Annotated in this window: 11 protein-coding genes; 8 read left to right on the forward strand and 3 right to left on the reverse strand. The window is 72.5% G+C overall.

Annotated features, from left to right (window positions below; all coding sequences use genetic code 11):
- Positions 1-180: 180 nt before the first annotated feature.
- Together FAF44_RS49655 and FAF44_RS49660 are read right to left on the reverse strand one after the other, a co-directional pair.
- Positions 181-798, reverse strand: coding sequence for an ATP-dependent Clp protease proteolytic subunit (locus FAF44_RS49655; RefSeq protein WP_237110465.1), 618 nt, complete (start codon positions 796-798; stop codon positions 181-183).
- A 1-nt stretch (position 799) separates the two neighbouring features.
- Positions 800-1,363 (reverse strand): ClpP family protease, encoded by a 564-nt coding sequence (locus FAF44_RS49660; RefSeq protein ID WP_237110466.1) that lies wholly within the window; start codon positions 1,361-1,363, stop codon positions 800-802.
- Positions 1,364-1,507: 144 nt separating this feature from the next.
- Here FAF44_RS49660 and FAF44_RS49665 point away from each other — a divergent pair, with 144 nt between their 5' ends.
- Both FAF44_RS49665 and FAF44_RS49670 read left to right on the forward strand, forming a co-directional pair.
- Entirely contained in the window at positions 1,508-2,758 is a 1,251-nt protein-coding gene (locus tag FAF44_RS49665) for a sensor histidine kinase (protein WP_237110467.1), read from the forward strand.
- Entirely contained in the window at positions 2,755-3,399 is a 645-nt protein-coding gene (locus FAF44_RS49670) for a response regulator transcription factor (protein WP_237110468.1), read from the forward strand. The genes FAF44_RS49665 and FAF44_RS49670 overlap by 4 nt, the downstream gene beginning before the upstream one ends.
- Before the next feature lie 30 nt (positions 3,400-3,429).
- Here the strand turns inward: FAF44_RS49670 and FAF44_RS49675 are convergent, their stop codons facing one another.
- Positions 3,430-4,203, reverse strand: coding sequence for a hypothetical protein (locus FAF44_RS49675; protein ID WP_237110469.1), 774 nt, complete (start codon positions 4,201-4,203; stop codon positions 3,430-3,432).
- 55 nt (positions 4,204-4,258) lie between these two features.
- Between FAF44_RS49675 and FAF44_RS49680 the strand changes: the two genes are divergently transcribed.
- Genes FAF44_RS49680 through FAF44_RS49705 form a run of 6 tightly spaced genes read left to right on the forward strand, consistent with a single transcriptional unit; the run spans position 4,259 to position 9,117 of the window.
- Entirely contained in the window at positions 4,259-5,260 is a 1,002-nt protein-coding gene (locus tag FAF44_RS49680) for a MoxR family ATPase (RefSeq protein WP_237110470.1), read from the forward strand.
- Positions 5,257-6,198 (forward strand): DUF58 domain-containing protein, encoded by a 942-nt coding sequence (locus FAF44_RS49685; RefSeq protein WP_237110471.1) that lies wholly within the window; start codon positions 5,257-5,259, stop codon positions 6,196-6,198. The genes FAF44_RS49680 and FAF44_RS49685 overlap by 4 nt, the downstream gene beginning before the upstream one ends.
- Positions 6,195-7,142: a VWA domain-containing protein gene (locus FAF44_RS49690; RefSeq protein ID WP_237110472.1), complete on the forward strand. Its 948-nt coding sequence runs from the start codon at positions 6,195-6,197 to the stop codon at positions 7,140-7,142. The genes FAF44_RS49685 and FAF44_RS49690 overlap by 4 nt, the downstream gene beginning before the upstream one ends.
- 11 nt (positions 7,143-7,153) lie before the next feature.
- A complete protein-coding gene (locus FAF44_RS49695) occupies positions 7,154-7,744 on the forward strand; it encodes a class I SAM-dependent methyltransferase (protein WP_237110473.1) in 591 nt (196 codons plus the stop codon).
- A complete protein-coding gene (locus FAF44_RS49700; RefSeq protein ID WP_237110474.1) occupies positions 7,741-8,280 on the forward strand; it encodes a TrmH family RNA methyltransferase in 540 nt (179 codons plus the stop codon). Before FAF44_RS49695 ends, FAF44_RS49700 begins: the two co-directional genes overlap by 4 nt.
- 36 nt (positions 8,281-8,316) lie before the next feature.
- Positions 8,317-9,117 carry a glycerophosphodiester phosphodiesterase gene (locus FAF44_RS49705; protein ID WP_237110475.1) on the forward strand — a complete coding sequence of 267 codons (801 nt, stop codon included), beginning with the start codon at positions 8,317-8,319 and terminating at the stop codon, positions 9,115-9,117.
- Positions 9,118-9,174: the final 57 nt, after the last annotated feature.

Consider the following 9,174-nt stretch of genomic DNA (forward strand, 5'->3'; position numbering starts at 1 on the left):
GGCCGACGCCAACCCCCACAGGCCCACAAGCACGCGACACGCAAGCCCCCGCCGCAGCCCACGCCGGGGCCGAGCCCCCGCAGGCACACGGGCGCGCGGCGCACAGGCCGGCGCCGAGGTCGCGCAGGCCGAAGGGCGCGCCCTCGGGGTGAGGGCGCGCCGCCTTCGTGGGGCCGTCGGTCAGCGGGCTGCCGTCAAAGCGCGTTTCCTTGAGGCGTAGATGTCGTCGATCAGCCCGTACGTCCGCGCCTGCTCGGCCGTGAAGATGCGGTCGCGCTCGATGTCCTTCCTGATCTCGAGCACCCCCCGGCCGGTGTGCTGGGCCAGGATCTCCTCCTGCTGGTCGCGCATCCGCAGGATCTCCCGGGCGTGGATCTCCAGGTCGCTCCCCTGCCCGCGCCCGCCCTCGGTGTGCGGCTGGTGCAGCAGCACGCGGGCGTGCGGCAGGGCGGCTCGTTTGCCCGGTGTGCCCGCCGCCAGCAGGACGGCCGCCGCCGAGGCGGCCTCACCGATGCAGACCGTGTGGATCTCCGGCCGGACGTACAGCATCGTGTCGTAGATGGCCGACATCGCGGTGAACGACCCGCCCGGCGAGTTGATGTACAGGTGGATGTCCTGGTCGGGGTCGAGCGACTCCAGCGTCAGCAACTGCGCCATGACGTCGTTGGCGAGGGTGTCGTCGATCGGCGCCGCCAGGAACACCACCCGGTCCTCGAACAGCTTGTTGTACGGGTTGACCTCCTTGACCCCGTACGAGGTGCGCTCGGTGAACGAGGGCAGCACGTAACGGCCGCTCATGTCAGTTCATCCCCTCTGCGATGTGGTCGACGATCCCGTAGTCGAGGGCCTCGCGCGCGGTGAACCACCGGTCGCGGTCGGAGTCGGCCTGGATGCGCTCCAGCGGCTGGCCCGTGTGGTGGGCGATGATCTCGGCCATGCGCCGCTTGGTGTAGCGCATGTTCTCGGCCTGGATCTGGATGTCGGCGGCCGACCCGCCGATGCCGCCCAGCGGCTGGTGCATGACGACGCGGGCGTTGGGCAGGGCGTAACGCTTGCCCTTGGTCCCGGCCGCCAGCAGCACCTGCCCCATCGACGCGGCGAACCCCATCGCCACCGTCTGCACGTCGCACGGAATGAACTGCATCATGTCGTAAAGCGCCAGCCCGGCGTGCACGGAACCGCCCGGGGAATTGATGTAAAGCGTTATGTCGCGCTGGGGATCCTCGGCCGCGAGCAAAAGCAGTTCCCCGCAGAGCCGGTTGCAAATCTCGTCGTCGACCTCCTGGCCGAGAACGACGATGCGCTCCCTCAGCAGGCGCTGGCTGAGCTGGTCAGGCCAGGCTGCGCGCGTGGTCTCCGTCATGGCGGGCGCTCCTTTCTATGCGTGCCTTTCTGCGAAAACGCTAGACCTGGCGGTCTCGAACAAAGGAAAGTTTTCGCTCGCGGCGCATTTCTCTTAAAGCGCATTACTCCTTGAGCGAATTTTCATCGACATACAATCGTGGATGTGAGAAAGACACTGCCGCGCCGCTGGGCGGGCCTCGTCGTGGGCGGGGCGCTGCTGATGCCGTACATGATGGTCGGCGTGCTGATCTCCGGGCTGCTGCGCGGCGAGTCGGCCAACCTGATGCTGCCCGCCCAGCTCGGCGTGTTCGGCGCGGTGCTGCCCGTGGTGGCCGCCACCGGGCTGTTCCTGCCGGTGCGCGGGCTGTCGGTGAACGCCGCCCAGGGCCTGTTCGGGGCACGCGTGGAGACGCCGCCCCGGCAGGCGGGCAGGTCCTGGCAGGAGCGGCGGCGCACGGCCGCCTGGTTCACGGCGCACCTGGCCGTCGGCGGCGTGGTCAGCGGCTGCACCCTGGCGATCGTGCCGTTCACGCTGTACACGCTGGCCCTGGCGGTCACCGGACGGCCGGCGCGAGTGGTGGGCGTCCTGGCCACGCAGGGGTGGAGCGCCGTGGGGTGGGCGGCGGGCGGGCTCGTGCTGCTGGCGGCCCTGGTCGGCATGGCCGCGGGCGCGGGCGAGCTGCTGGCCGGGCTGGCCCCCGTCCTGCTCGGGCCCACCCCCGCCGAACGGCTGGCCGCCGCCGAGGAGCACGCCCGTACCCTGGCCGAACGCAACCGGCTGGCCCGCGAGCTGCACGACTCGGTCGGGCACGCGCTCAGCGTCGTCACCCTGCAGGCCGCGGCGGCGGGCCGGGTCCTCGACCGCGACCCGGCCACCGCGAGGACCGCGCTGGCCGCCATCGAGCAGTCCGCCCGCACCGCGCTGGAGGACCTCGACCACGCCCTCGGCGTCCTGCGCGACGACAGCGACGACAGCGACGACAACGGCGGCGACGGCGGTCACGACCGCCCCGACCGGGACATCACCGACATCGCCCCGCGGCCGACGCTGGCCGACCTCGGCGAGCTGGCCGCCACCTCCGGCGCCCGGGTACGGCCGGAGGTCGGCGACCTTTCGGCGGTGCCCGCCGTCGTCTCACGCGAGGCGTACCGCATCCTGCAGGAGGCGCTCACCAACGCCATCAGGCACGGCCACGGCCCCGTCCGCCTGACCGCCGCCGTCCAGGGGGCGGACCTGCGGCTGGAGGTGACCAACGAGGGCGCTCAGGCCGCCCCCGCCGGTGGGCGCGCGGGCGGCAGGGGCCTGCCCGGGATGCGCGAGCGCGTCCGGCTGCTGCGCGGCGACCTGCACGCCGGTCCGGCCGGCACCGGATGGCGGGTCACGGTACGCCTGCCGCTACGGTCGACGCCATGACGCTCAAAGTCGTGATCGCCGACGATGAGGACCTCATCCGCGCCGGCCTGCGCATCATCCTCGACGGCGAACCGGACCTGGAGGTGGTCGGCGAGGCCGCCGACGGAGCCGCCGTCCTGCCCGTGGTGCGCCGGGAGCGGCCCGACGTCGTGCTCATGGACGTACGCATGCCCGCCCTCGACGGCATCCGCGCCACCGAGCGCCTGCTCGCCCTGGACCACCCGCCCAAGGTCCTGGTGGTGACCACGTTCGAGAACGACGACCACGTCTACGACGCGCTGCGCGCGGGCGCCAGCGGCTTCCTGCTCAAACGCACCAGGCCCGACGAGCTCATCCAGGCCGTCCGGCTGGTCGCCACGGGCGAGTCGCTGCTGTTCCCCGCCGCGATCCGGGCCCTCGCCGGCCGCCGGAGCCGCCCGTCCGCGCCGGTGCCCGGCATCGGCCGGCTGACCGGCCGCGAGGGCGACGTGCTGCGGCTGATGACCAGGGGCCTGTCCAACCACGAGATCGCCGCCGAACTGGTCGTCAGCCAGGAGACGGTCAAGACGCACGTCGGCAACGTGCTGGCCAAGCTGGGCGCGCGCGACCGCACCCAGGCGGTGATCGCCGCGTACGAGTCGGGCTTCGTCGCATCCGGTTAGCCGGACCGCCCGGGTCGGCCCGTCACCCGGTCAGAGGTCCGACCCGTCGCCGAGGTCCTCCCCTGGCGACTGCCCAGGCGTGCGCTGCCCGCTCTCCGTGGGTGACGGCGACTGCGACGGCGAGGGCTGCGGCTCCGGCGTCTCGGGCGTCGGCGGCGGCGTCGGCACGAACACCGTCGGCGGCAACTGCCGCGGCTGCGGCTCGCTGTCGCCCCGTCCGAACAGCAACAGCAGCAGGATCGAGGTCACCAGCAGCAGCAACAGGACCAGGGCCAGCGCCGCCAGCAGCACCCGCTTGCGCGTCTCGGTCAACGGCCGCCGCTGCCTGGCCGGTCCGGGCAGCGCCGGCGCGCGGTCGGTCAGCCAGTACGGGACGAAGTCGGGCCCGTGCGCCGCCCCGATGAACGTGCCGCCCACCATGACGGGCTCCAGGAAGCGCTCGGCCCCCGGCCGTCCCGGCGCGTACGGCACCGCCACCCAGGGCGCACCGCCGCCGGTGAAGGCCAGCACCTCGGGCGCGCCCTCCAGCACCGCGCCCCGCGCCCGGCCGGGACGTGCCAGCCACCCGCGTCTCCCCTGCCGGTCACGGCTCCCGGCCTCGCGCACGGCGGTGATGAAACGATCGCGCGCCGCGGCGTCGAAGGCGGCGCCCCGGGTGAGCACCGCCAGCGACACGGCACGCCCGTCAGGCGCCTGGCCCAGATAGACGAACCCGGCCGGCGCCGTGTGCAGGCGCGCCTGCACCACGTAGGGCCCGAGCCGGGGCGGGTCACCGTACTGCAGGGGACTTGCCACGTTTGCCATGAAAGCACAGACGTGGCGTCGTGCACGTTTGCGGCGCGTTTGGTGGAATGGCGTCATGAGCGTCGCCGAAGAGTTGCCAGGGGAAAACGACGCGGCATTGCTGCGTCAGAGTCTCGACGAGGTCCGGCGGGTCATCGTCGGGCAGGACCACATGGTCGAAAGGCTCCTCGTGGCCCTGCTGGCACGCGGGCACTGCCTGCTCGAGGGAGTGCCCGGCGTCGCCAAGACCCTCGCCGCTTCCACCCTGTCCACCGTCGTGGGCGGCACGTTCGCCCGGATCCAGTTCACCCCGGACCTGGTGCCGAGCGACATCGTCGGCACCCGCGTCTACCACCCCTCCAACGAGAAGTTCGACGTCGAGCTCGGCCCCGTCTTCGTCAACTTCCTGCTGGCCGACGAGATCAACCGCGCCCCCGCCAAGGTCCAGTCCGCGCTGCTGGAGGTGATGGCCGAGCGGCAGGTCACGCTGGCGGGCGTCACCCACCCGCTGCCCAGGCCGTTCATCGTGCTGGCGACCCAGAACCCGATCGAGTCCGAGGGCGTCTACCCGCTGCCCGAGGTGCAGCGCGACCGGTTCCTGTTCCGGGTGCGCGTGCCCCATCCCAGCGCCCACGAGGAGCTGGAGATCCTGCACCGCATGAGCGTCACGCCGCCGGTCGCCGGGCGGGTGCTCGACCCCGGCCGGCTGCTCGCGCTCCAGGAGCGGGCCGAGCAGGTCTCGGTGCACCAGCTCGTCGCCGACTACGTGGTCCGGCTGGTCATGTCCACCCGGGCCCCGGCCGAGTACGGCCTGACCGACCTCACCGAGACGATCGAGATCGGCGTCAGCCCGCGCGCCACCCTCGGCCTCGTCTCGGCGGGCCGGGCGCTGGCCCTGCTGCGCGGGCGCGACTACCTGCTGCCCGACGACGTGCGCGACGTCGCCGTGGACGTCATGGGCCACCGCCTGATGCTCACCTTCGACGCCCTCGCCGACGGCGTCGATCCGGAGAACGTCGTCAAGCAGATCCTGCACGCCGTGCCCCCGCCCCTCGTCGTCTGGAACCAGAACCGTTGAGCCCCACCACAGCGGAGCAGGCCCTGCGCCGCCTGGAGCTGACCGTCACCCGCCGGCTCGACGGCCTGCTGTACGGCGCGCACCGGGGCCTGCTGCCCGGCACCGGCAGCGAGGCCGGCGACAGCCGCGTCTATGTGCCCGGCGAGGACGACGTACGCCGCATGGACTGGAACGTCACCGCGCGCACGACCGTCCCGCACGTGCGCGACCTCATCTCCGATCGCGAGCTGGAGACCTGGGCCCTGGCGGACCTGTCGCCCAGCATGGACTTCGGCACCGCCGACACCGACAAACGCGACCTGGTGGTGGCCGCCATCGGCGCGATCGGGTTCCTGTCCAGCCGGATGGGCGACCGGTTCGGCGCCCTGGTCATCCACGACGAGTACGTGCACCGCATGCCGGCCCGCACCGGCCGCCCCGCGCTCTACGGTCTGCTGCACTCGCTCATGGACGCCCCGCGCGGCAGCGTCGTGCCCGATCCGCCCGACCTCGCCGAGGGCCTCGAGATCCTGTCGGCCACCCGCCGGCGGCGCGGCCTGCGGTTGGTCGTCTCCGACTTCCTCGACGCCCACCCCGACCTCGACCCCGACGCCGAGCGTGCCTGGGAGCGCCCCATCCGGCGGCTGGCGGCCCGCCACCAGGTGCTGGCCGTCGAGGTCATCGACCCCCGCGAGCTCGACCTGCCCGACGTGGGCCGGGTCGCGTTCGCCGATCCAGAGAGCGGGAACGTACGCGAAGTGCACCTTTCGCCCAAGATCCGGCGTGCGTACGCGGAGGCCGCCGCGCTGCAGCGTGAGGGCACCCGCCTGGCGCTGCGCCGGGCCGGCATCGCCCACCTCGTCCTGCGCACCGACCGCGACTGGGTCTTCGACGTCGCGCAGTTCGTGTTGCGTCAGCGCCGTATGAGCCACCTCGCCCACCGGAGGCCCACAGCATGACATTCCTCGCGCCGGGCTGGTTGTGGCTGCTCACGCTGGTGCTGCTGCTGGTGGCGGGCTACATCCTGGCGATGTTCGCCCGCCGCCGCTACACCGTGCGCTTCACCAACCTGGCCCTGCTCAACCTCGTCGCCCCCGCCGGGCCGGGCTGGCGCCGCCACGTCGCGCCCGCCCTGTTCCTCGTCATGATGTCCCTGCTGGTCATCGGCGCCGCCAAGCCCGCCGACCAGGTGCGCGTGCCCCGCGACCGCGCCACCATCATGATCGCCCTGGACGTCTCCCTGTCCATGGACGCCGCCGACGTCGAGCCCGACCGCATCAGCGCCGCCAAGGCCGCCGCCCAGGCCTTCGCCAAGGAGCTGCCCGACCGCTTCAACGTGGGCGTCGTCTCCTTCGCCCGCTCGGCCAACGTCGTCATCGCCCCCACCACCGACCACCAAGCCGTGGTCACCGCCATCGGCAACCTCGCCACCCGCCCCGGCACCGCGATCGGTGAGGCGGTCTTCAACGCGCTGGAGTCGGTGCGCTCGTTCGACCAGCAGGCCGCCACCGACCCGCCGCCGGCCGCGATCGTGCTGCTGTCCGACGGCGACAACACCTCCGGCCGCTCGGTGAACGAGGCCATCGAGTCCGCCCAGCAGGCCCGCGTGCCGGTCTCCACCATCGCGTACGGCACCCAGGAGGGCACCGTCGACATCGACGGCCGGCCGGTGAACGTCCCCGTCAACAAGCAGACCCTGCAGTCGCTGTCCGACGGCACCAGCGGGCGCGCCTACACCGCCGAGTCCGGGGCCGAGTTGCGCGAGGTCTACGAGCAGATCGGCACCTCGCTCGGCTACAAGCTGGTCAACCAGGAGATCACCCAGTGGTTCATCGTGGCCGCGATCCTGGCGGGCCTGCTGGTGGCGGGCGCGGCGGTCCTGTTCGGTTCGCGGATCCCGTAACGTTTGGCGACGTGGCCCACTATTTCTCCGAGCAGCCGAGGACCGCGAGCAGGCCGGGCTCCGTCGATCTCGTCCTGCCCGATCTGCACCTCCGGCTGGAGACCGACAGCGGCGTGTTCTCCCCCGAGCGGGTGGACGTCGGCACGCGCGCGTTGCTGGAGAGCGTCCCGCCGCCGCCCCAGGAGGGCGACCTGCTCGACCTGGGCTGCGGGTACGGGCCGATCGCGCTGACCATGGCCAGCCGGGCGCCCGGGGCGACGGTGTGGGCCGTCGATGTGAACCGCCGCAGCCTGGAGCTGACCGAGCGGAACGCCCGGGCCGCCGGCCTTGACAAAGTAAGGTCCGTACATATCGACGAAGTGCCAGATGAAGTGAGGTTTCGGGCCATCTGGTCCAACCCTGCGATCCGCATCGGGAAGCAGGCGCTCCACGAGATGCTCACCAGGTGGCTCACCCGGCTGACGCCCGACGGCGTGGCCTACCTGGTCGTCCAGAAACACCTCGGCTCGGACTCCCTGCAGCGCTGGCTCGGCGAGCAGGGCTGGCACGCCTCCCGCGAGGCCAGCCGGGCCGCCTACCGGATCCTGAAGGTGACCCCGTGAGAAGGCAACTGCGCCCCACCGACGTCAAGCGGCTCAACCGCACCTGGCGCAGGAACACGCACCACCGCATCGGCCTGATCATCGAGTCGGTCACCGGCCCGTTCAACATCGGCTCGATCTTCCGCAGCGCCGCCGCTTTCGGCGTGGACGAGGTCTGGCTGGCCGGCAACGCCACCCCGCCCACCAACCCCAAGGCGGGCAAGACCGCGCTGGGCACCGAGCGCCTGGTCACCTGGCACGAGGCGGTGCCGGCCGTCGAGGCGGTCAAGGCCGCCAGGGAGAGCGGCTACGCGGTGCTGGCGATCGAGCTGACCGCCGAGGCGAGGCCGCTGCACCGCGCCGACCTGGCCCGCGACGTGTGCCTGGTGGTCGGCAGCGAGGACCACGGCTGCTCGCCCGCGCTGCTCGACGCCGTCGACGGCGCCTGCTACATCCCTCAGGTCGGCCGGGTCGGCTCGTTCAACGTGGCGGTGGCCGCGGCCATCGCGCTGGCCGAGACCCGCCGCCAGGAATGGCAGAAACTCCCCGATTCGTAACCGCACCGTTCACCCGGGAAGGGCATACTTCAGGTCGTGCTGAGCCGTCGATTCGCCTTCCTCGACCATCCAGGGCCGCTGGCCTTCGCCCATCGCGGAGGGGCGGCGGAGGGCGCGGAGAACTCCGCCGCCGCCTTCGAGCGGGCGGTCGCGCTCGGCTACACCTACCTGGAGACCGACGCGCACGCCACCTCCGACGGCGTGCTGGTGGCCTTCCACGACCACACGCTCGACCGGGTGACCGACCAGCGGGGCCGCATCTCCGAACTGCCGTACCGCGCGGTCAGGCGGGCCCGCATCGGCGGGGTGCACGAGATCCCGCTGCTGGAGGACCTGCTCGGCACCTGGCCGGAGGTCCGCTTCAACATCGACGTCAAGGAGTCGGCCGCCATCGCCCCGCTGGCCGAGGCGATCAGGCGCACCTCCTCCTACGACCGGATCTGCCTGACCTCGTTCTCCGACGATCGCCTGGCGCTGGCCAGGGCCGCCATGGGCCGGGAGGTGTGCTCGGCGCTCGGGCCGCGCGGCGTGGCCGCGCTGCGGGCCGCCGCGGTCACCTCCGCCTACGGCCGCCTGCTGACCCGGCTGTCGCGGGCGGGCGTGCCGTGCGCGCAGGTGCCCGAGGGCTTCCGGGGGCTGCGGGTCACCACCCAGCGCCTGGTCAGCACCGCGCACGCCATCGGCATGCAGGTGCACGTGTGGACGATCAACGACCCCGCCCGCATGGAGCACCTGCTCGACCTGGGCGTGGACGGCATCATGACCGACAACGTCACGGGCCTGCGTGACGTGCTGCGACGCCGGGGGCAGTGGCATCCCGGCAGCCTCGCCGCGTGAGCCCGGCCACCCGGTAGACCGGTAGGCCGGCATCGAGCCCTCCCCTCCCCCACATCC

Origin of the sequence: Nonomuraea sp. MG754425, from assembly GCF_021699195.1 — a bacterium.
Classification (GTDB): domain Bacteria; phylum Actinomycetota; class Actinomycetes; order Streptosporangiales; family Streptosporangiaceae; genus Nonomuraea.

What these genes read in the sequence shown, in the direction of transcription:
- FAF44_RS49655 (WP_237110465.1), bottom strand. Translation starts at nt 798, where the DNA reads ATGAGCGGCCGTTACGTGCTGCCCTCGTTCACCGAGCGCACCTCGTAC.
- FAF44_RS49660 (WP_237110466.1), bottom strand. Translation starts at nt 1,363, where the DNA reads ATGACGGAGACCACGCGCGCAGCCTGGCCTGACCAGCTCAGCCAGCGC.
- FAF44_RS49670 (WP_237110468.1), top strand. Translation starts at nt 2,755, where the DNA reads ATGACGCTCAAAGTCGTGATCGCCGACGATGAGGACCTCATCCGCGCC.
- FAF44_RS49675 (WP_237110469.1), bottom strand. Translation starts at nt 4,203, where the DNA reads ATGGCAAACGTGGCAAGTCCCCTGCAGTACGGTGACCCGCCCCGGCTC.
- FAF44_RS49680 (WP_237110470.1), top strand. Translation starts at nt 4,259, where the DNA reads ATGAGCGTCGCCGAAGAGTTGCCAGGGGAAAACGACGCGGCATTGCTG.
- FAF44_RS49690 (WP_237110472.1), top strand. Translation starts at nt 6,195, where the DNA reads ATGACATTCCTCGCGCCGGGCTGGTTGTGGCTGCTCACGCTGGTGCTG.